This window comes from Haloarchaeobius caseinilyticus (assembly GCF_051207395.1).
GTDB lineage: Archaea > Halobacteriota > Halobacteria > Halobacteriales > Natrialbaceae > Haloarchaeobius.
Window position 1 is genome coordinate 1752651 of sequence record NZ_JBPJZC010000001.1, and the last position, 23383, is coordinate 1776033.

24 protein-coding genes are annotated in these 23383 nt (G+C 64.3%); 16 read left to right on the forward strand and 8 right to left on the reverse strand.

The annotated features are described in order from the left end of the window. Positions 1-76: 76 nt before the first annotated feature. Together ACSC1P_RS09185 and ACSC1P_RS09190 are read left to right on the forward strand one after the other, a co-directional pair. A complete protein-coding gene (locus ACSC1P_RS09185) occupies positions 77-1267 on the forward strand; it encodes an inorganic phosphate transporter (RefSeq protein WP_435359845.1) in 1191 nt (396 codons plus the stop codon). Between the two features lie 234 nt (positions 1268-1501). Further along, positions 1502-2146, forward strand: coding sequence for a helix-turn-helix domain-containing protein (locus ACSC1P_RS09190; RefSeq protein WP_435359846.1), 645 nt, complete (start codon positions 1502-1504; stop codon positions 2144-2146). 9 nt (positions 2147-2155) lie between these two features. Here the strand turns inward: ACSC1P_RS09190 and ACSC1P_RS09195 are convergent, their stop codons facing one another. Then, complete coding sequence (locus tag ACSC1P_RS09195; protein ID WP_435359847.1) at positions 2156-3553, reverse strand: hemolysin family protein; 1398 nt, start codon at positions 3551-3553, stop codon at positions 2156-2158. Positions 3554-3679: 126 nt separating this feature from the next. Here ACSC1P_RS09195 and ACSC1P_RS09200 point away from each other — a divergent pair, with 126 nt between their 5' ends. The 4 genes from ACSC1P_RS09200 to ACSC1P_RS09215 all read left to right on the forward strand — a co-directional run bounded on the left by ACSC1P_RS09200 (position 3680) and on the right by ACSC1P_RS09215 (position 5677). Further along, the gene (locus ACSC1P_RS09200; RefSeq protein ID WP_435359848.1) at positions 3680-3949 is read left to right on the forward strand and encodes a glutaredoxin family protein; all 270 of its coding nucleotides are present in this window, start codon (positions 3680-3682) and stop codon (positions 3947-3949) included. Further along, positions 3949-4464 (forward strand): redoxin domain-containing protein, encoded by a 516-nt coding sequence (locus tag ACSC1P_RS09205; RefSeq protein ID WP_435359849.1) that lies wholly within the window; start codon positions 3949-3951, stop codon positions 4462-4464. The genes ACSC1P_RS09200 and ACSC1P_RS09205 overlap by 1 nt, the downstream gene beginning before the upstream one ends. 86 nt (positions 4465-4550) lie before the next feature. Continuing rightward, positions 4551-5015, forward strand: a complete 465-nt coding sequence (locus ACSC1P_RS09210) for a GyrI-like domain-containing protein (RefSeq protein WP_435359850.1) — start codon at positions 4551-4553, stop codon at positions 5013-5015. A 50-nt stretch (positions 5016-5065) separates the two neighbouring features. Then, positions 5066-5677 (forward strand): L-threonylcarbamoyladenylate synthase, encoded by a 612-nt coding sequence (locus ACSC1P_RS09215; protein WP_435359851.1) that lies wholly within the window; start codon positions 5066-5068, stop codon positions 5675-5677. Positions 5678-5697: 20 nt separating this feature from the next. Here ACSC1P_RS09215 and ACSC1P_RS09220 read toward each other — a convergent pair whose 3' ends face one another. Then, positions 5698-6354: a CRISPR-associated protein Cas4 gene (locus ACSC1P_RS09220; protein ID WP_435359852.1), complete on the reverse strand. Its 657-nt coding sequence runs from the start codon at positions 6352-6354 to the stop codon at positions 5698-5700. A gap of 48 nt (positions 6355-6402) precedes the next feature. Beyond that, positions 6403-7005 carry a conditioned medium-induced protein 4 gene (locus tag ACSC1P_RS09225; protein ID WP_435359853.1) on the reverse strand — a complete coding sequence of 201 codons (603 nt, stop codon included), beginning with the start codon at positions 7003-7005 and terminating at the stop codon, positions 6403-6405. 319 nt (positions 7006-7324) lie between these two features. On the opposite strand from ACSC1P_RS09225, the gene ACSC1P_RS09230 reads away from it, so the two are divergent. Continuing rightward, positions 7325-9475: a heterodisulfide reductase-related iron-sulfur binding cluster gene (locus ACSC1P_RS09230; protein WP_435359854.1), complete on the forward strand. Its 2151-nt coding sequence runs from the start codon at positions 7325-7327 to the stop codon at positions 9473-9475. A 128-nt stretch (positions 9476-9603) separates the two neighbouring features. Continuing rightward, the gene (locus ACSC1P_RS09235; protein ID WP_435359855.1) at positions 9604-11310 is read left to right on the forward strand and encodes a vanadium-dependent haloperoxidase; all 1707 of its coding nucleotides are present in this window, start codon (positions 9604-9606) and stop codon (positions 11308-11310) included. 70 nt (positions 11311-11380) lie between these two features. Here the strand turns inward: ACSC1P_RS09235 and ACSC1P_RS09240 are convergent, their stop codons facing one another. The 4 genes from ACSC1P_RS09240 to ACSC1P_RS09255 form a co-directional block, all read right to left on the reverse strand. After that, a complete protein-coding gene (locus ACSC1P_RS09240) occupies positions 11381-11587 on the reverse strand; it encodes a hypothetical protein (RefSeq protein ID WP_435359856.1) in 207 nt (68 codons plus the stop codon). Between the two features lies 1 nt (position 11588). Further along, a complete protein-coding gene (locus tag ACSC1P_RS09245; RefSeq protein ID WP_435359857.1) occupies positions 11589-11867 on the reverse strand; it encodes a hypothetical protein in 279 nt (92 codons plus the stop codon). 158 nt (positions 11868-12025) lie between these two features. Next, complete coding sequence (locus tag ACSC1P_RS09250) at positions 12026-12601, reverse strand: GNAT family N-acetyltransferase (protein ID WP_435359858.1); 576 nt, start codon at positions 12599-12601, stop codon at positions 12026-12028. A gap of 85 nt (positions 12602-12686) precedes the next feature. Continuing rightward, positions 12687-13271, reverse strand: a complete 585-nt coding sequence (locus tag ACSC1P_RS09255) for a DedA family protein (RefSeq protein WP_435360269.1) — start codon at positions 13269-13271, stop codon at positions 12687-12689. A 264-nt stretch (positions 13272-13535) separates the two neighbouring features. Between ACSC1P_RS09255 and hemB the strand changes: the two genes are divergently transcribed. The 6 genes from hemB to ACSC1P_RS09285 all read left to right on the forward strand — a co-directional run bounded on the left by hemB (position 13536) and on the right by ACSC1P_RS09285 (position 20234). Further along, on the forward strand, positions 13536-14516 hold the full coding sequence (gene hemB / locus ACSC1P_RS09260) for a porphobilinogen synthase (protein ID WP_435359859.1): 981 nt from the start codon (positions 13536-13538) through the stop codon (positions 14514-14516). A gap of 419 nt (positions 14517-14935) precedes the next feature. Continuing rightward, positions 14936-16375 carry an ammonium transporter gene (locus ACSC1P_RS09265; RefSeq protein WP_435359860.1) on the forward strand — a complete coding sequence of 480 codons (1440 nt, stop codon included), beginning with the start codon at positions 14936-14938 and terminating at the stop codon, positions 16373-16375. Next, complete coding sequence (gene glnK1 / locus ACSC1P_RS09270; RefSeq protein WP_435359861.1) at positions 16368-16736, forward strand: nitrogen regulatory protein GlnK1; 369 nt, start codon at positions 16368-16370, stop codon at positions 16734-16736. The genes ACSC1P_RS09265 and glnK1 overlap by 8 nt, the downstream gene beginning before the upstream one ends. A gap of 452 nt (positions 16737-17188) precedes the next feature. After that, entirely contained in the window at positions 17189-18817 is a 1629-nt protein-coding gene (locus tag ACSC1P_RS09275) for an ammonium transporter (RefSeq protein WP_435360270.1), read from the forward strand. Between the two features lie 102 nt (positions 18818-18919). Continuing rightward, the gene (locus ACSC1P_RS09280; protein ID WP_435359862.1) at positions 18920-19498 is read left to right on the forward strand and encodes a TetR/AcrR family transcriptional regulator; all 579 of its coding nucleotides are present in this window, start codon (positions 18920-18922) and stop codon (positions 19496-19498) included. A gap of 88 nt (positions 19499-19586) precedes the next feature. Further along, the gene (locus ACSC1P_RS09285) at positions 19587-20234 is read left to right on the forward strand and encodes a phosphoribosyltransferase (RefSeq protein WP_435359863.1); all 648 of its coding nucleotides are present in this window, start codon (positions 19587-19589) and stop codon (positions 20232-20234) included. Here ACSC1P_RS09285 and ACSC1P_RS09290 read toward each other — a convergent pair. After that, positions 20200-21090: a DMT family transporter gene (locus tag ACSC1P_RS09290; protein WP_435359864.1), complete on the reverse strand. Its 891-nt coding sequence runs from the start codon at positions 21088-21090 to the stop codon at positions 20200-20202. The two genes, ACSC1P_RS09285 and ACSC1P_RS09290, sit on opposite strands and share 35 nt — an antisense overlap. Positions 21091-21214: 124 nt before the next feature. Between ACSC1P_RS09290 and hemL the strand changes: the two genes are divergently transcribed. Beyond that, complete coding sequence (gene hemL, locus ACSC1P_RS09295; protein ID WP_435359865.1) at positions 21215-22555, forward strand: glutamate-1-semialdehyde 2,1-aminomutase; 1341 nt, start codon at positions 21215-21217, stop codon at positions 22553-22555. A gap of 51 nt (positions 22556-22606) precedes the next feature. Then, the gene (locus ACSC1P_RS09300) at positions 22607-23254 is read left to right on the forward strand and encodes a class I SAM-dependent methyltransferase (RefSeq protein WP_435359866.1); all 648 of its coding nucleotides are present in this window, start codon (positions 22607-22609) and stop codon (positions 23252-23254) included. The last annotated feature ends 129 nt before the right edge of the window (positions 23255-23383 follow it).

Genomic DNA, 23383 nt, shown 5'->3' on the forward strand with positions numbered 1-23383 from the left:
AGGCTCGTTTCCGGGGGCTGACACCCGCGACCGTCCAGTCGATACCAACTTATAGCCGCCCGTTGACCTGCCGACAATGCTAGACACCGCGACGATACTCACATTCCTCGTCGCCGGACTCGCCAGTCTATTCATGGCGTGGTCCATCGGAGCGGGCTCGTCCGGGTCGACGCCGTTCGCTCCCGCGGTGGGGGCGAACGCGATTTCGGTGATGCGCGCGGGCTTCATCGTCGGGATTCTGGGGTTCACCGGCGCAGTGTTACAGGGACAGGGCGTCGCCGACGCGGTCGGCAAGGAACTCGTCTTGTTCCCAGACGGTGGCGGTCTGACCGCGGTCGCCGCGACGGTCGGCCTGCTCGTCGCTGGGATTCTCGTCGCTATCGGTATCTTCGCTGGCTATCCCATCGCGACGGCGTTCACCGTCACCGGCGCGGTCGTCGGCGTGGGACTGGCGATGGGTGGTGAACCGGCCATCGACAAGTATCAGGTCATCGTCTCCATGTGGGTGCTCGTCCCGTTCGTCGGCGGCGGCGTCGCCTACGCGACCGCCCGGTTGCTCCGCGCAGAGGGCATCAGTGAACGCCTCGTCGTCCCGCTGCTGGCGGCACTCGTCGGGGTCATCCTCGCGAACGTCGAGTTCGCGCTGCTCGGGCCTCCGGACGGGAGCGACTCGTTCGCGCACACGGTGGCGGTCGAACTGCCGTTCTCGACGACGCTCAACGTCGTCGCGGTCTCTCTCGTCGTCGCCGCCGTGGCGGCACTGTTGCTCTCGTGGGACATGAACCGCGACGAGGCCGCCGGCCAGCGCCACTTCTTGCTGGTGCTCGGCGGGCTCGTCGCGTTCTCGGCGGGCGGCAGTCAGGTCGGCCTCGCAGTCGGCCCACTCGCACCACTGCTCTCCGACTTCTCGGTGCCGGCAATCGGTCTCCTCATCGGTGGTGGCCTCGGCTTGCTCGCCGGGTCGTGGACCGGCGCACCACGGATGATAAAGGCACTTTCGCAGGACTACTCGTCGCTCGGGCCGCGACGGTCCATCGCCGCACTCATCCCGAGTTTCGCCATCGCCCAGACCGCCATCTTCGTCGGCGTCCCCATCTCGTTCAACGAAATCATCGTCAGTGCCATCATCGGAAGCGGCTACGCCGCTGGCGGTGCCGGCGTCAGTCGGAAGAAGATGGTGAACACGGTGCTGGCGTGGGCCGGCTCGCTCGTCCTCGCGTTCGTCGTGAGCTACGTCGGCTTCCTCGCAGTCGACGCCCTCGTGTGAGTGGCGGTAATAGATTATCAGTAGACATTTTGAAACCGATAGGTTAGGCGCTTCTGCGGGTGTACATGTAAGGTAATTAGATTATGGGCAAAATTGTGTAAATAAGCAACACATTGCATTTTCATGCTTTACGTTATTTTACATGGTCTTCGACCTTCGAGATGAGATGGGTAGCACACACCACCATACCCGAACGCGTACCGTACTCGGAACGCGGGTTGACGGAGCCAAAAAATGACTGTCTCCGTTGCGCTTACTGTCCCTGCGGACGCTGTCTTCCCGGGACAGAATCGACTTCTTGCCCCCGACCAGTCGGGTGAGTTCGAGCGGATCGTTCCGTTCACTGCGGGCGGTACGACCACTTTGTGGGTTACCGGTTCCGACCACGAACGGACGCCGTCCGAGCTTACCAGCCATCCCTCCATCGAGTACATCGACTGTATCGACCGGCACGAAGACACGTCCCTGTACGAACTCTCGCTCGTCGACGACCTCGGCCCCGTCGTCACCGCCATCGAAGGTGCCGAAGCGATGGTGCCGCGTGCCGAAACCGTCGACGAGTCGATGCTGCTCACGCTGCGGTTTCGCTCGCACGAAGAACTCCAGTCGTTCGTCGACGAGTTGCGCACTGCCGATGTCTCCTACGAAATCGCGTGGAAAGGCAACGCCGACGTCTCACACGACGGCGGCGTCGAACAGCTCACGCACCGACAGCGCCAGACACTCTGGCTCGCCTACGAACGTGGCTACTTCGATATTCCGCGCCGGACCACGATGACCGAACTCGCCGAGGAACTCGACGTGTCCAGTCAGGCCGTCTCGGAGCGGCTTCGTCGCGCACTCAAATCGTATCTCGCGACGTCGCTCTCGCAGGGATAGTAGAAACCGTTACTCGCCCGAGGTGACTTCGCTCGCCTCTGCCTCCTGTGCCTCTTCGTCGGTGCCGTCCGCGACACGCACCAGCCGCGCCTTCATGATGCGGGTGTTCTCGACCTGCTCGACGGTGATTCGGATTGCGCCGTAGCTGATCTCTTCTCCCTCCTCGACGAGTCGACCGGCGCGATTGAAGATGAACCCCGCGATGGTCTCGAACTCTTCTCCCTCGGGCAGTTCGATGTCCATCGCCTCGTTCACGTCCTCGATGTTGACCTCGCCGCGAACGATGAACGTGTCTTCGTCGACTTCCTCTATCGGCTCCTCTTCTTCGCCTTCGAGGATTTCGCCGACGATCTCCTCGATCATGTCTTCCATCGTCACCAGCCCCTCGGTCGTCCCGAACTCGTCGATGACGATGACGAGGTGCATGCGGTTCTCGCGCATCTCGGCCATCAACTCGTCGGCGTTTTTCGACTCGGGAACGTGCAGCGTCGGCTGGATGAGGTCGTCGAGTCTGATGTCGTCCGGTTCGGTCTCGCCGTAGTTCAGGTCCCGGACGAGGTCGCGGATGTGGACGACGCCGATGACGTTGTCCAGACTCCCCTCGTACACCGGGATACGGGCGTGACCCGACTGGATACACTTCTCGATGGCTTCCTCGATGGGCGCGTCCTTGGCGACTGCCTGCATGTCGAGTCGCGGCGTCATGACTTCCTTCGCGATGGTGTTGTTGAAGCGGAAGATACGCTGGAGCATCTCGTGTTCTTCCTCTTCGATGACGCCCTCACGTTCGCCCGTCTCGATCATGTCCTGAATCTCGTCGCGCGTCACGTACGAGGTCTCGATGGCCGAGCGCCCGCCCGTGATACTGTTGACGATACGGGTCAGGTAGTCGAACAGGACGATGAGCGGGAGGAGCAGGAACTCAGAGAACTTGAGTGGCTTCGCGATGCGGAGTGCCCACGACTCGGTGTTCTCGACCGCGTAGCTCTTCGGTGCGGACTCGCCGAACAGGAGGACGAGCGCGGTGATGCCGAAGGTAGCGAACGCGACTGCTTCGCCCTGACTGGAGCCAAGGGCGACCAGCAGCCCCGTCGCGATGGACGACATCGCGATGTTGACGATATTGTTCCCGACGAGGATGGTCACCAGCAGTCGGTGCGGGTCGCTCTTCAGTTCGGCGACAGTGTCTGCACCGGGCTTTCCGTCTTCGACGAGTGCGTCGATGCGATGCTTCGCGAGTGAGAACATCGCGATCTCCGAGGAGGAGAAGAACGCAGAGAGCGCAATCAACACGCCGATGACGGTGACACCGAGAACCGCAATCACGTCTTTGGACAGTTCCATCCCGAGGAACGTAGAGGCGTCACTCTGGAGGACCACGGCCGCAGCACTAGGCAATGAACCCATTCAACACTGACCCTTGGTAGCCGTCTTGATTAACTCTTTTCTCTTTTCGTGTGGTTTTCTCACCGAAATCGTATCCCGACTGCCGCGAGCAACACCTTTTCCGCGTTCGTTTCCGTACTGGCTTCTATGTCAGCCAGCGAGCCAGCAATCACGCTGTACCGGTTGCAGGCGTGTCCGTTCTGCGAGCGAGTCGTCCACGTATTGGATGAGTACAGTCTCGACTACCAGTCGCGGTTCGTCGAACCGATGCACTCGGACCGAAACGTCGTCGCCCGAATCACGAACAAGCGGACCGTTCCGGCTATCGTCGACGAGGAAACCGGCGTCACGATGTCCGAGAGCGGGAATATCGTCGAGTACCTGCACGCGACCTACGGCGAGGAGGGTGCGAACTGATGGACCTCGACTTCGACGTGGTCGACCTCGGTGACTGCGACCACCCGGTAGAAGGCGAGACGGCACCCGACTTTACCCGCCCGCTCGTGAACGACGAGTTCTGGGAAGACCGCAGTCTGTCGGACCTGACGGCGGAGGGGCCGGTCCTGCTCGTCTTCCACACGATGGACGGCGCGTTCCCGTCGACGTACATCTGGAACGAGATTCGTGACCGCGAGTGGGGCGAGCGATTCGACGCGCGAATCGTCGGCGTCTCCATCTCCGACCCGTACGCGCACAAGCAACTCATCGAGGAGCGCGACATCGACCACGAACTGTTCTCGGACCCGCAGAACGGTGTCGCCCGCGACTACGACATCGAGCACGACCTCGACGGGATGGCCGGCGTCTCGGAACCCAGACCGGCCGTCTTCCTGCTGGACGACGACCGGACCGTCGAGTACGCCTGGGTCGCCACGGAGTGGCCCGACTTCCCCGACTACGACGCCGTCGAAGACGCCCTCGACCGCGTCTGAACGGCGACCGTCACGGCCGTATTTTGTGTCGACATGATACTTCGGTTTGGGACAACTAACAAGGCGGTTGGTCACATGGGTCCAGTATGGACGCCCTCGAAAACCCGCGCGTCGAACACCGCGACGGCTTCTCCGTCGTCGGACTCTCCACGCGAGCGACCTCCGAAACCGACCTCAGTGCCCACTGGGCAGACTTCGACGCCCGACACAACACGTACGCCGACCTCACCGACAGCCGTGAGGCGTTCGGTGTCGAGTACGACTTCGACACCGACACCGACTCGTTCACCTACTTCGCCGGCATCGAACCCTCGCCGACGGCGAGCGTCCCATCGGACGCCGAACGAGTCGACGTACCCGCTGGTACCTACGCCGTGTTCACCACCCGAATCGAAGACATCGGTGAGACGATGGACCGCGTCTACGACGAGTGGTTCCCGAACTCGAACTACGCTCGCGCCAACGGTCCCGAATTCGAGCACTACGGACCCGACTTCGACCCGGCCGACCCCGACGCAACGCTCGACGTGTACGTCCCGGTGGTCAACTGACGCCGTCTCGACTCGCTACCGTTTTTCCTCCCGCACACGAATCGTCGCCTATGAGCGACGGTGACAGCGTTTCCGACGACGAACTGGCCCGCGCAGCACAGGCCATCCGCGACGGCAACCTCGTGGTGTACCCGACCGAGACGGTGTACGGCCTCGGCGCGGCCGCGCTCGACGCCGACGCAGTGGAACGAGTGTTCGAGGCGAAAGGCCGCAGCCGCGACAAACCGGTCTCGCTCGGCGTCCCGACCGTCGACGACGCACTCGACCACGTCCGGGCGACCGACCGTGAGGAACGCTTCATGCGCGAGTTCCTCCCCGGACCGGTGACAGTGCTCTGCGAACGTCGCGAGCACGTGCCCGACGTGCTGGTCGCCGGCCGGGACCGAGTCGGTATCCGCGTGGCCGACCACCCCGTCGCGCTGGACCTGTGCCGTGCAGCCGAGACGCCGGTGACCGCGACCAGCGCGAACATCAGCGGCCGACCGAGCGTCACCGACCCGGCCGACCTCGACGACGAACTGCTCGATTCGGTCGCCGTCGTCCTCGACGCGGGCGAGGCCGCGGGCACCGAGAGCACCGTCGTGAACGTGTCCACTGGCGAGATTCACCGCCGCGGCACGATGGCCGACCGTATCGAAAATTGGCTGGCGACGGAATCGTAGCGAGTCACCAGTTCCGACAGCTACGAGAACCCGAGCAGTGACCGCAGCGTCCGCGTCTTCACGCCGCATTCACTCGCGTAGTCGCAGGCTTCGCACTTCGACCGGTTCGTGAGTCGCGCCGGTGGCCCGTCGATGGCCGCGACGGCGCGCACCGCCCGCCGGAAGGCGGCTTTTCGCCGGCCAGTTATCGGCACCTCGCGGACGACGCCGTAGGCCGGGTACTCCACGAACGCACGCTCCACCGCGGTCTGGCGTTCCCACGCGAGGGCCTTCGCCGCGGCGACGGCCCAGACTGTGTGCTGTTCCCAGACGCCGTTTTCCGGTGGACCGCCAGCCGAGACGAGCGACGGTTCCGGCGGGCCGCCGAGGATTTTGTGCACGATGCCGCGACACTCCTTGCCCGTGAGGAGTACGTCGCGGTCGGCTGGTGACGTGAGGTCGTCGAAGCGAGGGCAGGTTTCCCGAGTTCGTCGCAAGGCGTCGCGGTACTCAGCAGGTGGAAGTTCGATAGGGCGCGAGTGGAGCGTGGCGTCGTCTGCTCCGAGCAAGTCGTCGTACTGGAAGGCGAGGTCACGGACGTCTTTGACCTCGTCGGGAACCGAGCGGTCGTCCTGTCTGGCGTAGTAGAGCTTTCGCGGGCAGTAGGTGGCGAGGCGAAGGTCGCTAAAGGCGAACACGGCGGGGTTGGCCGCGGGATAGTACTTGAACTCTGAGAAACAACCCGGCTACATCCGCACGTCAGAATCCGGCTCGATGTCCTCCGTCGCGTCCTTCAGACCGGTGTCGTGCACGTCCGTCGCCAACCGTCCGGACAGGTCGGCGTCGGCCAGAATCGCGGCGAACTCGTCGCGGTAGCGGTCGTTGGCCGCGCGGGCCGTCTCTCTGGCTTCGAGTGCTTCGCGGTAGCGCCGAACCGTCTCCTCGTCCGTCTCGAAGTGGGCTGCGAGCGCCGCGTCGTCGTCGCCCTCGTCTCGCCGTTCTCTGAATTCGCGGCGGTCTACCTCGTCGGCGAAGTCGGATTCACGGACGAGGTGACAGTCGAGGCGTGCGAGAAAGGCGACCCGCTCGGACACCTCTAGTACTTCGGCGAGGTCTGTGTCGCTCGCACCGCGATGGTACTCGCGCAAGAGCGTGACGAGTTCGTCGTCGGCGAGGCCGGTTCGGAAGTCGTACCGCTCGCGCATCGCCGCGACGACGCCCCCCAGTCGCTCGTCCACGTCACCCTGGTCGACCAGCGACCCGCGGGATTCCTCCTGTTCCTCGGTGACCGTGTCGCCGCCGGCCACGTCGACGAAGATGTCCCGCAGTTCCTCGGTCTTCTCGTCCATCGTGGGAACCAGATAGGCGAGTCGCGGTCTAAAAGCCTGCGGAGGCAGGCTCGGCGAGGGCTGCTGTGTGCGACGAGGATTGCTGTGTGGCTGCTCGTCGCTCACGCGTCCGGGGCCGCGTGCCCGTCAGCCCAGTGGGGGATTCGCCCCGAATCGTGATACCGACGGGGACACAATCACCGCCCCTGCACGCGATTCCAGCCCGTCGACTTCCGCAGTGAATAAATGAGAAACATGTTCTATATTCTCGCAAGACGGGAGCGGGGCAGGAAAACCCCGTGTGACAAGATTTAAGCCCTATTCGTCCGGGTGATAGACTATGACAGTTTCGCTGCAGACGGGCCAGACGCGCGAGACGTTCTGGCAGATCAGCTACGTGGAGGAGGTGGTGTTCTACTTCTTCGCGTTCGCCGCGATTCTCGCGTTCAGCTGGGGTGTCTACCAGCGCTTCGCGCGATACGCGCAGGGCTCCGAGGACTGGTTCGACCGGACCAGTGACCTCGGCGGGCGTATCGTCGAAGCTACGAAAATCGTCGCATCGAACGAGAAACAGTTCAACCGAGACCTGTACGGCGGGTTGATGCACACGTTCATCATGTGGGGCTTCCTGACGCTGCTCATCGGGACGGCCATCATCGGCGTGGACATCGACCTCTGGCAGAAGATTCTGCAAAACGAGCCGTTCCTCTCCGGACCGGCCTACTTCTCGTACTCGCTGGTGATGGACGCGATGGGCCTGCTGTTCGTCGTCGGCGTCGGCATGGCCATCTACCGTCGCTACTGGGTCGGCAACCAGCGACTCTGGGGCAAGCACACCTCGGCCGAAGACGACCTGTTCGTCTGGACGCTGTTCCTGCTGGGCGTCGGCGGCTACGTCGTCGAAGGCCTGCGCATCCTCGGACAGGGTGGCGGGAGCGAGTCGTTCCCGGCCTACGAGCAACTGAGCTTCGTCGGCTGGTTCACGGGCAAGGGCATCGAGGCGATGGGCGTCAGCCCGACGCTGGCAGCCGACATCTACCCGGCAATCTGGTGGAGTCACGCACTGCTCGCGTTCGCCTTCATCGCGCTCATTCCGTACGCGAAGCCGTTCCACATGATTTCGAGTTTCGCCAACGTGGTCACCCGCGACGAGAAGGCTGGCAAGCGCCTGCCCTCCGTCCCGGCCGCGCTCGACGCCGAGACCGGTGCCGAGAGCATCGACCACTTCTCGTGGAAGGAGATTCTCGACCAGGACGCCTGTACGAAGTGTGGTCGCTGTTCCTCGGTCTGCCCGGCGAAGGCGTCCGGCCGCAACCTCGACCCGCGCGACGTGATTCTCGACCTGAAACAGTACCGTGAGAACCTCGACGCGGGCGGCGACGAGAAGACCATCGTCGCAGACGGTGGTTCCTCCGTGATTCAGGCCGAGACGATGGAGTCCTGCATGTCCTGTATGGCCTGCATGGACGCCTGCCCGGTCGAAATCGAGCACCTGAAGAGCTTCACGCGGATGAACCGCCAACTCACCGACATGGGCGAGATTCAGCCCAGCATGCAGGAGGTCTTCCAGAACGTGATGCAGAAGGGCAACACGTTCGGTGACCCGAACCGCAAACGCGGTGACTGGACCGAGAAGGTCGACGTGGACGTGGCCGACGCCCGCGAGGAGGAAGTCGAGTACCTCTGGTACGTCGGCGACTACCCGAGTTTCGACGAGCGGAACAAGAAGGTCGCCCGCTCGCTGGCGACCATCCTCGACGCCGCCGACGTGAGCTTCGGTATCCTGTTCGACGACGAGAAGTACGACGGCAACGACGTGCGCCGCGTCGGTGAAGAGTTCCTCTACATCGAACTCGCCGGCCACCACGTCGAGTCCTTCCAGGACTGCGACTTCGAGAAGATCATCTGTACCGACCCGCACTCGTACAACACGTTCAAGAACGAGTATCCAGAGGTCGACTTCGAGGAGTTCGCCGACGACCCGATGATGCCCTTCGAAATCGAGGGGTTCTGGAACGAGGACGGCGACATCGACGTGCTGCACTGGACGCAGGCCGTCGAGGAACTCGTCCCACAACTCGGCCTCTCTGGGACCGAACTCGACTACACCGTCACCTACCACGACCCGTGTCACCTCGGCCGGTACAACGACGAGTACGAGGCCCCGCGCGAACTCGTGAAGGCGACGGGCTGTGACCTCCACGAGATGCCGCGCAACCGCGCCAACTCCTTCTGCTGTGGCGGCGGTGGCGGTGGCCTCTGGATGGAACTCGAAGAGGAGACGAAACCGAGCGAAGAACGCCTACGCGAAGCACTCGAAGACACCGACGCCGGTGCCGGCATCGAGAAGTTCGTCGTCGCCTGCCCGATGTGCATGACGATGTACGAAGACGGCCGGAAGACCGGCGGCTTCGAGGAAGACATCGAAATCGTCGACGTGGCGGAACTCGTCGTCGAGGCCATCGGGGAGAAAGAGACGGCCGACCTGTAGCGGTCCGACACGGTTTCTGTATAAACTGTTTCCACCCAGTTGGGGACGACAGTAACGCACGGTAACTGTGCTGTTTTCGTGACGTTCGAAGCCGGCTAACAAAGCGACGGCAGCCAGTGGTACTCTTCGTGTCCCGAGATACCAACCCCCAGTCGACTGCGCTCGGCAGACGACAAACCCTTCGCGGGCTGACGACGACCGGGCTCGCCCTCCTCGCCGCGAGTGGGACGCCCCACCTCGCAAACGGTGACTCGGCCAGTGATACCGAGCCAAGCGACCGTTCGGGCGACTCGACGACCGGCCAGCGTCGTCAGCAACGAGCCTTCGAACTTCGAACGCGCATCGCCCGGGAAGCGTTGAATCTCGACGAACCGTTTCCCGACCCGGAGACGCGCTGGGAGACCGACCCGTACGACCGCCACATCTCGAGTTACACGAAAGGACTGCCACACGACGAGGACGGACTCGTCGACGAGGACGCCTACGAGGCCCTCCGGACGGCGATGACGACCGGTGACCCGGCGGCGTTTCCAGCCATCCCGCTCGGCGACGGTTTCCGCCAGTTGAAAGACCCACAGAGTGCGTTCGGCTTCGAACTCGTCGGGCCCGACCCACAGCAGCACGTCGTCCCGTCGCCGCCGGCGTACGACAGCGAGGAGATGGCTGCACAGGTCGTCGACGCCTACTGGCGGATGCTTTCGTTGGACGTGCCGTTCGTCAAGTACGACCAGTGCCCACCGCCGGTGCTCTGCGAAGCAGCTGCGGAGCTCGCGTCGTTCGACGCCTATTCGCAACCGATGCAGGACAAACCGATTCGGCCCGGGACCATGTTCGAACTGATGGACTTGCCCGGACCGCGTGTCTCGCAGTTCATGCTCAAACCGTACGCTCGGGGCGCGCTACAGGTCGAACAGAAGATTCGAACCATCGCCGACGACGTGTCGTACCTGACCGACTACGACGAGTGGCTCTCGGTCCGCGACGGTGCCGCGCCGACCGGCGAGCCACAGTACGACGAGACCGAGCGATACGTCCACGACGGTCGCTCGCTCGCAGAGTTCGTCCACGAAGACGTCCCGAATCAGGCGTTCGACTCGGCAGTCCTCCTCTTGCTCGGGCGGGAAGCACCGGTCAACCCGACCATGCCGTTCCTCGGGGCACCCCTCGACAGGAACATCCCGTTCAGCCGTGAAGGCTCGTCGGTCCCGTTCGTCAACTTCGGGTTCTTCGACGCCATCGACGCCGTCGACAGCATGGTCGACATCGCACTGAGTGCAGCCTGGTACAACAAGTGGGGCGTCCACGACCTGCTTCGACCGGAGACGTACGGCGGCCACGTCCACCTCACGAAGACGGGACAGCGGGAGTTCCCCATCGACGAGTCGCTCCTCGAGTCCGAGGCGGTCCAGCACACCTACGAACGCCACGGGACGTACCTGCTGCCGCAGTTGTACCCCGAAGGCGCACCGATGCACCCGGCGTATCCGTCGGGCCACGCGACGGTCGCGGGAGCCTGTGCCACAGCGCTAAAAGCGTACTTCGACGAGAGCTACGTGTTCCCGAACCCGGTCCGGTCGAACGCGGATGGGACCGAACTGGTGCCGGTCGACGCCGAGGTGACCATCCGGTCCGAGGCGGACAAACTCGCGGTCAACGTGGCGAACGGCCGAATCTTCGCGGGCGTCCACTACCCGGTCGACGCCGTCGAAGGGCTCATGCTCGGGGAGAAAATCGCCCTCTCGGTCCTCAAGGGCCGGAAAGCACTCTCCAACCAAGTCGAGGAGTTCGAGGGCTGGGAACTGACTCGCTTCGACGGAACCACCGTCACGATTTGAACTGCTGAGTGTCGGCGATTGCGACGGCAGTGGCTCGCGATATCGAGCCACGAAAGAAACGACAGACGGGTCATCGGAATCGGTGACGCTTCAGGACCAGCACGGTCGCGACGGCGGCTCCCACACCGAGAACCGTCGCGGCCGGCAGGCCGAACAGCATCGTGGTCCGCGTCCCACTGGCGGCCACGACGACGAGGCAGAAGACGACGACACCGACCAACAGCCCAGCCGACAGGATAGCGATGGGATGTTGCCGAGGGTGCCGCCGCACGGCCATCTCAGGCCGGAATCTCGTCTACTCCCTCGAACTCGATTTCGGCTGCCTCGTCGTCTTCGCCGCTAGCGAGTCGGCGAGCGACCGCGGTCGCGGCCAGCGAGAGACCCACGCTCAGCGCGAGGAGCCTGAGAGCCTTGCTCGCGCCCGAACGGGACTCCGACGATTCCATCTCGACGTCGGCCTCGCGGTCGGCCTCGGTGGGAATCTCGACGCCGCCCTCGCCGCCGAATTTCGCACCGTCCATGCGGATCTCGAAGAGTGTGAGTTTCTCGAATACCATACACCACAGTACGCTGATAAAGTATAAAGACGTTGTGCGACAGCTGCTATCTCGGATTACGAGCCTCTGAGACGTAGGTTTCCGAGCATATATTTCGTTTTCGAGAGACAGGACTTTCGCGCCACATTTCAATCCCTCGGAATTCTATCGGGCGACGCCTACCGGTCGTGCCACTCGTGCGAGAGCACGCTGTGGAGGACCACGTCGACGTGCTCGCCGTCGACGAACTTCGCCTCGCGCATCACCCCTTCTTCGGTGAAGCCGAGTTTGCCGAGCACGGCGCGCGAACCGTCGTTCGACACCAGTGTTCGCGCGCGGACGCGGTGAATTCTACGCTGGCCGAAGGCGTAGTCGAGCGCGAGGGAGACGGCCTCGGTCATGAGTCCCTCACCCTGGGCGGCGGGCGTAATCCAGTAGGCGATTTCGACTTCGCCTGCGGTGTCGTCGCGCGGCCAGCAGAAGACGACGCCGACCGGTTCGACCGGTTCCGGCCCTTCGTCGTCGACGAATCTCTCGACGTAGCCGGTCTGGTCGCCCTCGACACAGATGAGGAGTGAGAAATCGTCGCCGTCGGAGTCGTGCTCACGCGTCTGTTCGAGGTTCGAGGGTCCCGTAATCGTCATCGGTCGACGGATACGAGGGTCGTTCGAGTTGTCGCGGAGGAATACGGCATCTTCCTCTTCGACGGTTCGGAGGGTGACGTGGTCGCCACGCATGAATGGGGCACCGGGCATGGTCGAGAATCCTCAGGGGACGATAAAAGGCGTTCTGGCGTCGTGTGACGGATTCACAGGCGCCAAAAGGGCGTTTCGAGGCGCGTCAGAAGATACCGAGTTCGAGGATGCCGAACCACGCCAGCGCGAGCCACAGTTCGAACACGAACGTGCCGACGGCGGAGAGGGCGACGAACGTCTTCGTGTCCATGTCGGAGAGGCCAGCCGGGACGGTCAGCATCCCGCGAGTGAACAACAGTGCGTTGCTCAGTGGGACCGCGAACACGCCCCATCGGTCGAACCACGACTCGAACCGGTCGAGTTGTGAGTCGCTGATGCGGAACCACGGCCGTTCGAGCAGGCGTTCGCGACCCCAGCGACGTGCGAGCAGGAACAGCATGACCTGTCCGAGCGTCGCCCCGGCGATGGCGACGCCGAAGATGATGACGTAGACGGTCATCGTGTCGGGCGCGACGCTCGTGTTCTGGGCGACGGCGATGGCACCCGGCACCAACGTCTCACTCGGCGCGAAGTAGAGCAACATCGCGCCTTCGAGGATGAAGATGCCGAACAGCGCGGGCAGCCAGTACTCTTCCAGCAAGGTGGTGAAGAACGTCTCGTCCTTGGTCAGAAAGAGCCAGATGCCGAGCACGGCGAACGCACCGAACAGCACGAACACGCCGTAGTCCATGGCGAGTCGCTTGGTCGAGGACCGGACGTCGTCGGAGAGCGTCGAACCGACGGCGAGGGCGGAACAGACCACAAGAAACGCGAGTTCTGGGGCGAGCGAGAGGGCGGCCGTCATTACTCCTGTGGAGCGTCGGGTCGGCCAAAGTTCTTCCGTGATTCGTTCGGGCAACGACAGCTTCTGGCGTGGATGGGCCGAGCGCGACGGAACACGGTCGAGAACGGTGGGGAGCGACGTACCTTTGGGACGGGCGAGCGAAGCCCGACTATGGACCTCACCAACCGACCGCGCCGTCTCCGCGGGGACGGCGTGCGTGGCCTCGTTAGCGAGACACACCTCTCACCGCGGGACTTCATCGCGCCCGTGTTCGTCGACGCGACGACGGACGAGCGCGTCCCCATCGAGTCGATGCCGGGCCACGAGCGCGTCCCCATCGACGAGGCGGTCGCTCGCGTCGAGGAGGTGCTCGAAACTGGCGTCGAGGCCGTGATGCTGTTCGGGATTCCCGAGTCCAAAGACGAGCGTGGCTCGCGCGCCTGGGCGGCCGACGGTGTCGTACAGGAGGTGACCCGTCGAATCACGGACGAGACGGACGCCTACGTCATCACGGACGTCTGCCTCTGTGAGTACACCGACCACGGCCACTGCGGGATGCTCGAAGACGGCGCGCCCGAGCACTGCGACCAGACCGTCGACAACGACGCGACGCTGCCCCTCATCCAGAACGTGGCGACATCGCACGCCCGCGCGGGAGCCGACATGGTCGCGCCGTCGGGCATGATGGACGGGATGGTCGGCGCAATCCGCGACGCGCTGGACGACGACGGCCACACGAACGTCCCGGTCATGAGCTACGCGGCGAAGTTCGAGTCCGCCTTCTACGGCCCGTTCCGCGACGCCGCCGACGGCGCACCATCGTTCGGCAACCGTAGACACTACCAGATGGACCCGGCGAACCGCCGCGAGGCGATGCGCGAGGTGGACCTCGACGTGGAACAGGGCGCGGACGTACTGATGGTCAAGCCCGCGCTGCCGTACCTCGACATCGTCTCGGACGTGCGCCAGAACTACGACCATCCCGTCGCGGCGTACAACGTCTCCGGCGAGTACGCGATGCTCCACGCCGCCGCGGAGAAGGGCTGGCTCGACCTCGACGAGGTCGCCCACGAGTCGCTGCTCTCCATCAAGCGCGCCGGTGCGGACCTGATTCTGACCTACTTCGCCGAGCGTATCGCCGAACAGTTGTAGCCGGACCGACCGCGAACAGACTGTGATTGACCTCGATTGGCCGTCGTGCGTGCAAGTTTTGCCAGCCAGAAATCGCAAGACTGCGGCGACTAGAGGCCAATGTACTGTCGCACGACACCACGAAACACGTCACACAGTATCGTTCGTGACGGTGGACAGACGTTCCAAAACAGGATGGTCAAGCGCACGGCTTTTGGACAAAATACATCCTTAAACAGACCCAATCCGATTGTACTCTGGACGCATGTCCACCGAACACAATAATATTCGAATTTTTTCAACACCAAGCATTATATAGTTCCCATCCAACGCCATCGACCGTAGCAGACAGTCACAATCATGGACGAAATTGGTGAAAACGTATACGGTTGTTTGGAAGAGGCGGTGAACAGTATGGGTTCCAGCAGAGGTGCGTGGTGATGTTGCCGCTACAGGCTGACGCGGCGGCCATCGCGAACAGCATCAACTACGTGTGGGTGCTGGTCGTCTCGTTCCTCATCTTCTTCATGCAGCCCGGTTTCGCGCTGCTGGAGGCGGGACAGGTGCGGGCGAAGAACGTGGGTAACGTGCTGATGAAGAACATGACCGACTGGGCACTGGGCGTACTCGTCTACTTCCTCGTCGGTGCGGGCGTCGCCGGGATAATCGGGGCACTCACGTCGGGCGGTGCGGTGGACGTGATGGGCGCGTTCTCGTACATCGGCGAGCCCGGCTCGACGGGCTGGATCAACTGGGTCTTCGGTGCGGTGTTCGCCATGACGGCGGCCACCATCGTCTCGGGCGCAGTCGCAGAGCGCATGGACTTTCGTGCGTACGTGGTGTTCGCGGCGGTCATCACGGGCATCATCTACCCGGTCGTGCAGGGCCTGACGTGGTCCGGCGGCCTGCTCGCTGGCTCGGGCTACATCGGTGACGCGCTCGGCGTCGGCTACCTCGACTTTGCGGGCGCGACGGTCGTCCACATGGTCGGCGGCATCGCCGGCCTCGTGGCGGCGAAGATGGTCGGCCCGCGCAAGGGCCGCTTCGACGAGAACGGCGAGAGTCAGCCCATCCCGGGCCACTCGATGCTCTTGGCCGTCCTCGGCACGCTCATCCTCGCGTTCGGCTGGTACGGCTTCAACGTCGGCACGCAGGCGACCGTGCTCTCGGTCGCTGACGACGGCTCGGTCGCGTTCATGGGCGCAGCACTCGGTCGTGTCGCGCTCGTCACCACCCTCGGCATGGGTGCTGGCGCGGTCGCCGCGATGCTCGTCTCGGTCTCGTGGCAGGGCAAGCCGGACCCGCTCTGGATGGCGAACGGCCTGCTGGCCGGCCTCGTGGCGGTCACGGGCGCAGTCCCCCACGTCACGTGGTGGGGCGGCCTCATCCTCGGTGCGCTCGGCGGCGCAATCGTCCTGCCGGCGTACCGCTGGACGGTCGACTCGCTGAAGATCGACGACGTGTGTGGCGTCTTCGCGGTTCACGGTGCGGCCGGTGCGGTCGGGACGGTCCTCATCCCGGTGTTCGGCGCGTCGAGCTCCGGCACGGCCATCCTCGGTGACGGCTGGGCCTTCATGGGCGCGACGCAGCTCGTCATGCAGGTCGTCGGCGTCGCGGTCATCGCACTGTGGACGGTGCTGGCGACTGGCGTCACCTTCGCGGTGCTCGAAGTAGTGTTCGGGCTGCGTGTCTCCGAAGAGGAGGAACTCGCTGGCTTGGACGCTGGCGAACACGGCATCTCGACGTACCCCGAGTTCGTCGGCGACAGCGGCCCAGAATCCAGTCGTGCCGCGCTGAGCACGGACGGTGGGGTAAACAGCAGCGTTCGCGCCGACGGCGGCACGGACGTCGCGGAGTCGGGAGGTGAGGCCGATGACTGATATCGAGGCTGTCGACAGCGATATCAAGATGGTCGTCGCCATCCTTCGGCCTGACCGACTGACCGACGTGAAACGGGCGCTAGCAGAAGCTGGCGCGCCGTCGCTGACGGTCACGGACGTGTCAGGCCGCGGCTCACAACCGGCGAAGAAGAGCCAGTGGCGCGGCGAGGAGTACGTGGTCGACCTCCACCAGAAGGTGAAAGTCGAGTGCGTCGTCGCCGACATCCCCGCCGAAGCCGTCGTTGAGGCCATCGCAGAGGCCGCACACACCGGCGAGAAAGGTGACGGGAAGATATTCGTCCTGCCCGTGGAGTCCGCCTATCAGGTCCGGACCGGGAAGGAGGGTGTGGAAGCGGTTTAGGAACGCAGCAGGCACAGGTGCCGCCCACCTGACCACCACGACTTCGGTCCCCTGTACGCAGGCATACGCGGCGTTCGACGGAACGCCGGCGTTCTGACCCGCAGCCGACGCGCGACACGGCCGGCTGCGGACGATGGCCCTCTCTTCTGACACGACACGCGTTCGGTTCTGTGGCAACATTTGTCCACAGCGTTGCGACAGTACAACCTTATACAACACCTATCCGATTATAATCTGGACGGATACGGCTATACTGAAAGTATTCTGGACACTCGTGTTCCCAGCCTTTATGTGGTGCTATACCGTGACAAACTAACCGGAACGAGCATGGTGCATTTCACGGAATTCAGCCACGAAGTCGACGAACGTTCAGCAAATATTGTCGGAGGTAAGGCGGTGAGCAACGCGTGTTGACGCCACTCCAGTCCAACGTGTCCACCCTCGTCGAGGGGATGAACCTCATGTGGGTCCTCGTCGTCACCTTCCTCATCTTCTTCATGCATGCCGGGTTCGCCATGTTGGAGGCCGGGCAGGTACGCTCGAAGAACGTCGCGAACCAGCTCACGAAGAACATGCTCACGTGGAGCGTCGGCGTGATGCTGTACTTCGGTTTGGGTGCGGGCGTCGCAACGCTCGTCGGCGCGTACACCGGCGGCGGCTCGGCGAGCCTCGGGGACGCCTTCGCCTACATCAACGGCGGCTCGGTCGACTGGGTGTACTGGCTGTTCGGTGCGGTGTTCGCCATGACCGCGGCGACTATCGTCTCCGGCGCGGTCGCCGGCCGGGCGAAACTGCGGGCCTACGTCGGCTACACCGTCCTGCTCGCTGGGGTCATCTACCCCGTCGTCGTCGGCTTCACGTGGGGTGGCGGCATCCTCGCGGAACTCGGCTTCCACGACTTCGCGGGCGGTATGATCGTCCACGGAATGGGCGGCGTCGCCGGCCTCACGGCCGCGTGGGTCCTCGGGCCGCGTATCGACCGGTACAACCGCGACGGCAGCACCAACGTCATTCCGGGACACTCCCTGACGTTCGCGGTGCTGGGCACGCTCATCCTCGCGTTCGGCTGGTACGGCTTCAACGTCGGCACCGCCGCGACCGTCTTTTCGCCGAGTCAGGCCGAGTCGGGGACGGTCGCGCTCGGGTCGTTCGACTACGTCGGTCGCGTCGCGCTGGTGACGACGCTCGGCATGGCGTCTGGCGCAATCGGTGCAGCACTCGTCTCGCTGTACAAGACGAGCAAGGTCGACACGCTGTACGTCGCCAACGGCCTACTGGCCGGACTGGTCGGTATCACGGGCATCGCGGACGCCATCGTCTGGCCCGGGGCCATCGTGGTCGGCCTCGTCGCCGGAGCACAGCTGCCCGTCGTCTTCGAGTTCGTCGAGAAGCGCCTCAAAATCGACGACGTGTGTGCGGTCTTCCCAGTCCACGGCTCGCCGGGTATCATCGGCGCGCTGGCGTTTCCGCTGTTCGCGACCACCGGAGCCGAGGCGAGTTTCGTCGCGCAGTTCGCGGGCGTCGGCCTCATCCTCGGCTGGACCGTGTTCGCCACCGGCGTCGTCTTCGGCGGTGCGAAGGCCATCGGGCAGGCTCGCGTCTCGGAGAAACACGAGCGCGAAGGCCTCGACGTGAGCGAACACGGCGTCGACACCTACCCCGAGTTCGGCCAGCCCGACACCATCGCCGACGGCGGCATGGACGTGATTCGCGCCGACGGCGGTCGCCCGAACGCGGGCGGCATCAAACTCGTCATGGCGTACATCCGGCCGGACAAACTCGGTGACGTGAAGCAGTCGCTCGCGGCGGCGGGCGCACCGTCGCTGACGGTGACGAACGTCTCCGGCCGTGGCTCTCAGCCCGCGAAGAAAGGCCAGTGGCGCGGCGAGGAGTACGTCGTCGACCTCCACCAGAAGGTGAAAATCGAGTGCGTCGTCGCCGACGTGCCGGCCCACGATGTCGTGCAAGCGATTTCCGACGGCGCGCACACCGGCGAGAAAGGTGACGGGAAGATATTCGTCCTCCCAGTCGAGGGTGCACAGCAGGTCCGGACCGGAAACGAAGGGCCGGGGGCGGTCTGAGAGCGGCCGATAGATACATACCTGTCAACTATCGAACTCCCACAGAGCTGACTGTTGGCCAATGCGTTTTTCCCGTCCTACGACCTGCGTCAGTCCAGAAGCATGGGAGGGAGTCCGAAGCCAGTGGTCGAGTCCGCCATCATGGAGGCGACTCGTGGGGCACTGGCAGCCCACGGGTACACTGAACTGTCGTTTACGTCGGTCACCGACAACTGTGAGTATGGGCGGGGTGTCCTCGATATGTACTACGAGGACACCGCCGACCTGGTCGCCGCGTTTCTGGAGTACGAGAGCGACCGGTTCGCCGAGTTCGTGATGCTCGCACCGGAGCGCCCCGACCTCCGGCTGCGGGTGATGCTCGAAGCTCTCGTCGGCCTCGACACGCTGGAAGCCGACGGCCTGCTCCAACCGTACCTCGAACTGTACGTCCACGCGCTGTCGAACGAACGCATTCAGGAGGGGCTCGACGCCCTGCAGACCGAGATGTACGACTCGCTCGTCGCCACTATCACCAAGGGTATCGAGACGGGACTGTTCACCGACGTGGACCCCTACCGGACCGCGTCGGCCATCTTCGCGGTCCACGAATCCGCACTCCGACAGGAGGCGTTCGGTCGGGAGGCTGGCGAACTACGCGACGCACTCGACCACTTCGTCTTGTCGCAGCTCCGGCCCGAGTGAGCGACTGTCCGTCCGACCGACAGAACGGCCTGTCAAGGCTCGAACCGGAGGAGTAAGCGGCTTCCCTTTTCGCGCGTTACTTCTTCACATGCCCTTCAGCGATAGACGAGACGCTGGTGAGCGACTCGCCGAAACGCTCGACGAACACGACGTCGGGGCCGACGTGGTCGTCGCCGTCCCGCGCGGCGGTGTCCCCGTCGGCCGAATCGTCGCGGACGAACTCGGCGTCCCACTCGGCGTCGTCGTCGCGAAGAAGCTCGGTGCACCGAACAACCCCGAACTCGCCATCGGCGCAGTCGCGGCCGACGGGAGCATCTGGCGAAACGACGGGCTCATTCGGCGACTCCGCGTGGACGAACCGTACGTCGAAGCCGAGCGCCAGCGCGTGGCGCGCATCGCACGAGAGAAACAGGACCGGTACGTCGTCGGCGACCCGGTCGACGTGGCTGAGAAACGCGTCGTCGTCGTGGACGACGGTGTGGCGACCGGCGCGACCATGTTCGCCTGCGTCGAGTCACTCCGGAACGCGGGTGCCGCGTGGGTTACGGTCGCGGTGCCGGTCGCACCGCCGGGCACCGTGGAGGAACTCCGCACCGTCGCCGACGACGTCATCGCCGTCGAGACACCGCCACACTTCGCCGCCGTCGGTCAGTTCTACGACCAGTTCGGACAGGTCTCGGACGAGGAGGCCATCGCCCACCTCAGGCGACCGCGTCGCGGAGCGCCTGGTGCTTGACCAGCGCGAAGCCCACGCAGATGACGAGGAACCCGGCGATGGTTCCCCCCGAGATGGTCTCTTCCAGTAACGACCAGCCGACGAGTGCGGCAAACACTGGTGCGACGTAGCCGACGAGGTTGATTTCGACTGGCCCGAGTCTGTCCAGCAGCGCGAAGTACAGCAGGTAGCCGACCACACCGGCGGCCAGCACGAGGTAACCGAACGCGACTGCGACGCGAGGCGTGACGGCGACGGCCTGTGATTCACCGGCGACGAGACTGCCGACGTGTAGCAGCGGCCCACCAACGAGCATCATCCAGCCCTGCCGAGCGGCCACGTCGAGCGTCGGCGTCTGGCGACGCAACCCGACGGCGGCGAGTGCGAATGCGACCGCGGAGGCGAGCAAGAGCGCGACCCCGAGCGAGTCGGGCGCGTCGACCGCGGTCGGCCCGGGGACGGCGAGGAGCGTGACGCCGACGAGTCCGAGACAGACGCCCGCGATACGCGGGAGTGTCGGACGGGCGGTGTCGAGGAACGCAGCCGCGAAGCCGACGCTCCAGATGGGGACCGTCGCGAGGACGACCGCACCGACCGCACCCGAGACCCGTGCCTGTCCGGCGAAGAGCAGGCCGTTGTGGACGGCGACGATACCGACGCCGCCGACGAGGACGCTCCGCAGGTCCGCGCTCGTCGGCACGATTCGCTGGCCACGGACGAGTGCGTAGGCGAGGACGATGAGGCCGATGGCGTCGAACCGAATCGCAGCCATGAGCAACGGCTCGACGCCGTCTCTCGCGGCGCGGATGGCTGGATACGACGCACCCCAGAGGGCGGCGAGTGCGAGAAAACCGAGTGCGTTCTCCTGGCGGTTCACAATCGGACCGAGGAGAGCCCCCGAAATATCGCTTGCGTGGTGGGAACGCTCAACATGATTCCGACTGTGGCGAACGATGCCCCAGTGGGTCAATCCTTTTACGCCCGCCCGCGAACGCCCGGCCATGAACGAGCAGAACTCGCGGAACCTCTACGACCGGGCGCTCTCGGTCATGCCCGGTGGGGTGAACTCCGCGGTACGCGCGGCCATCGAACCGTATCCGTTCTTCGTCGACAGCGGCGACGGCGGGCACGTCATCGACGCGGACGGCAACCGCTACATCGACTGGGTGCAGGGTCTCGGTCCCCTGCTGCTCGGCCACGACTTGCCTCAACCCGTCACCGCCGCCGTACAGAAGCACGCGAGTTCCGGCCCGATGTTCGGCGCGCCGACCGAAATCGAGGTCGAACACGCCGAGTTCGTCACGCGCCACGTCCCGAGCGTCGAGATGATTCGCTTCGTCAACTCGGGGACCGAGGCGACCGTCTCCGCAGTCCGACTCGCCCGGGCCTACACCGGCCGCGACAAGGTCGTCGTCATGCAGGGTAGCTACCACGGCGCGAACGACTCCACGCTGGTCGAGGGCGAAGGCGGTGACCTGCACCCGTCGAGTCCCGGTATCCCCGACGACTTCGCAGACCACACTATCGCCATCCCGTTCAACGACGCCGACGCCGCGCGCGACGTGTTCGAGCGCCACGGCGACGACATCGCCTGTGTACTCGTCGAACCAGTCCTCGCGAACTACGGTATCGTCATGCCCGAAGAGGGCTACCACGAGACCCTCGAAGACCTCTGTGAGGACAACGATTCTCTCTTGGTCTTCGACGAGGTCATCACCGGCTTCCGCGTCGGCGGCCTCCAGTGCGCGCAGGGCAAGTTCGACATCGACCCGGACCTCACGACCTTCGGCAAAATCATCGGTGGCGGCTTCCCGGTCGGAGCAATCGGCGGCAAGGCCGACATCGTTCGCCACTTCACCCCCTCCGGCGACGTGTTCCAGGCGGGCACCTTCTCGGGCCACCCCGTGACGATGGCCGCCGGGCTGGAGACCCTCAAATTCGCCGCCGAGAACGACGTGTACGACCACGTGAACCGCCTCGGGGACAAACTCCGCCACGGCCTCACGGAAATCTGTGCCGAGGTCGCCCCCGAGTACACCGTCGTCGGCACCGACTCGCTGTTCAAGGTCATCTTCACCCGCGAAGGGCCGAACGACCTGGAGGGCCAGTGTGAGGCGGGCTGTCAGCAGGACCCTGGCTGCCCACGCTACGACTACTGCCCGAAGAACGGTGCAGACGTGGCCCGCGCCGAGACCGACCGCTGGCGGCGGTTGTTCTGGCCCAAGATGAAAGAACAGGGTATCTTCCTCAGTCAGAACCAGTTCGAGGCGCAGTTCGTCTCCTACGGCCACACGCAAGAAGACGTGGAGGAGACGCTGGACGCGTATCGGGAAGCGCTGTAGCTGGTCAGCACTGCGCGACTTCTTTCTTCGTGACTCCCCTACCGGTAGCCAATGCCAGACGACTCGGTCCTCTCCGAATCGGACCGCCAGCGCCTCGACGACGGCCCGGACGAGGAGTTCTACGACCAGCCGCGGCTGGTCCAACACGTCGATTCGGGCTTTCGCCGTCGCCTCACCGACCTGTATCGGACCCGTCTCGCCGACGGCGACGTGGTCCTCGACGCGATGTCGAGTTGGGTGTCACACCTCCCGGACGACCGCAAGTTCGAGCGCGTCGTCGGCCACGGGCTGAACGAGGCCGAACTCGCGGAGAATCCGCGACTGGACGATTTCGTCGTCCAGAACCTGAACGAGAACCAGTCGCTCCCGTTCGCCGACGAGACGTTCGACGCGGTGCTGTGTGCCGTCTCGGTGCAGTACCTGCAGTATCCGATGGCGGTGTTCCGCGAATTTGCCCGCGTCCTCCAACCCGATGGCGTCCTCGTCGTCTCCTTTTCGAACCGGACGTTCTGGCAGAAGGCGATTCGGGCGTGGCGCGAGACGTCGATGGACGAGCGACGTGACCTCGTCGTCCGATACTGCGAAGAATCGGGGTTCGAGGTGGTCGAGACAGTGAGAGAGCCGAGACACTCCGTCTTACCGGGGATGAGCGGCGATCCGTTCTACACGGTAATCGCTCGCCGGAGGGATTTGATATAGCGAGCTTCGATTTATCGACAGTGGCGGGCAGTTACAGCCGGACAGCACCCAGCGATTCCGAACCGGTCGAAACCTGCCGATTCGATACTCGAAAGTCGCCACCTCATCGAACCGACGCCGCAGACGACG

Bases quoted from the DNA above. Each gene is read 5' to 3' on its own strand.
- ACSC1P_RS09185 (WP_435359845.1), top strand. From the start codon at position 77: ATGCTAGACACCGCGACGATACTCACATTCCTCGTCGCCGGACTCGCC.
- ACSC1P_RS09190 (WP_435359846.1), top strand. From the start codon at position 1,502: ATGACTGTCTCCGTTGCGCTTACTGTCCCTGCGGACGCTGTCTTCCCG.
- ACSC1P_RS09195 (WP_435359847.1), bottom strand. From the start codon at position 3,553: ATGGGTTCATTGCCTAGTGCTGCGGCCGTGGTCCTCCAGAGTGACGCC.
- ACSC1P_RS09200 (WP_435359848.1), top strand. From the start codon at position 3,680: ATGTCAGCCAGCGAGCCAGCAATCACGCTGTACCGGTTGCAGGCGTGT.
- ACSC1P_RS09205 (WP_435359849.1), top strand. From the start codon at position 3,949: ATGGACCTCGACTTCGACGTGGTCGACCTCGGTGACTGCGACCACCCG.
- ACSC1P_RS09210 (WP_435359850.1), top strand. From the start codon at position 4,551: ATGGACGCCCTCGAAAACCCGCGCGTCGAACACCGCGACGGCTTCTCC.
- ACSC1P_RS09215 (WP_435359851.1), top strand. From the start codon at position 5,066: ATGAGCGACGGTGACAGCGTTTCCGACGACGAACTGGCCCGCGCAGCA.
- ACSC1P_RS09225 (WP_435359853.1), bottom strand. From the start codon at position 7,005: ATGGACGAGAAGACCGAGGAACTGCGGGACATCTTCGTCGACGTGGCC.
- ACSC1P_RS09230 (WP_435359854.1), top strand. From the start codon at position 7,325: ATGACAGTTTCGCTGCAGACGGGCCAGACGCGCGAGACGTTCTGGCAG.
- ACSC1P_RS09240 (WP_435359856.1), bottom strand. From the start codon at position 11,587: ATGGCCGTGCGGCGGCACCCTCGGCAACATCCCATCGCTATCCTGTCG.
- ACSC1P_RS09245 (WP_435359857.1), bottom strand. From the start codon at position 11,867: ATGGTATTCGAGAAACTCACACTCTTCGAGATCCGCATGGACGGTGCG.
- ACSC1P_RS09250 (WP_435359858.1), bottom strand. From the start codon at position 12,601: ATGCCCGGTGCCCCATTCATGCGTGGCGACCACGTCACCCTCCGAACC.
- ACSC1P_RS09255 (WP_435360269.1), bottom strand. From the start codon at position 13,271: ATGGACTACGGCGTGTTCGTGCTGTTCGGTGCGTTCGCCGTGCTCGGC.
- hemB (WP_435359859.1), top strand. From the start codon at position 13,536: ATGGACCTCACCAACCGACCGCGCCGTCTCCGCGGGGACGGCGTGCGT.
- ACSC1P_RS09265 (WP_435359860.1), top strand. From the start codon at position 14,936: ATGTTGCCGCTACAGGCTGACGCGGCGGCCATCGCGAACAGCATCAAC.
- glnK1 (WP_435359861.1), top strand. From the start codon at position 16,368: ATGACTGATATCGAGGCTGTCGACAGCGATATCAAGATGGTCGTCGCC.
- ACSC1P_RS09275 (WP_435360270.1), top strand. From the start codon at position 17,189: ATGAACCTCATGTGGGTCCTCGTCGTCACCTTCCTCATCTTCTTCATG.
- ACSC1P_RS09280 (WP_435359862.1), top strand. From the start codon at position 18,920: ATGGGAGGGAGTCCGAAGCCAGTGGTCGAGTCCGCCATCATGGAGGCG.
- ACSC1P_RS09285 (WP_435359863.1), top strand. From the start codon at position 19,587: ATGCCCTTCAGCGATAGACGAGACGCTGGTGAGCGACTCGCCGAAACG.
- hemL (WP_435359865.1), top strand. From the start codon at position 21,215: ATGAACGAGCAGAACTCGCGGAACCTCTACGACCGGGCGCTCTCGGTC.
- ACSC1P_RS09300 (WP_435359866.1), top strand. From the start codon at position 22,607: ATGCCAGACGACTCGGTCCTCTCCGAATCGGACCGCCAGCGCCTCGAC.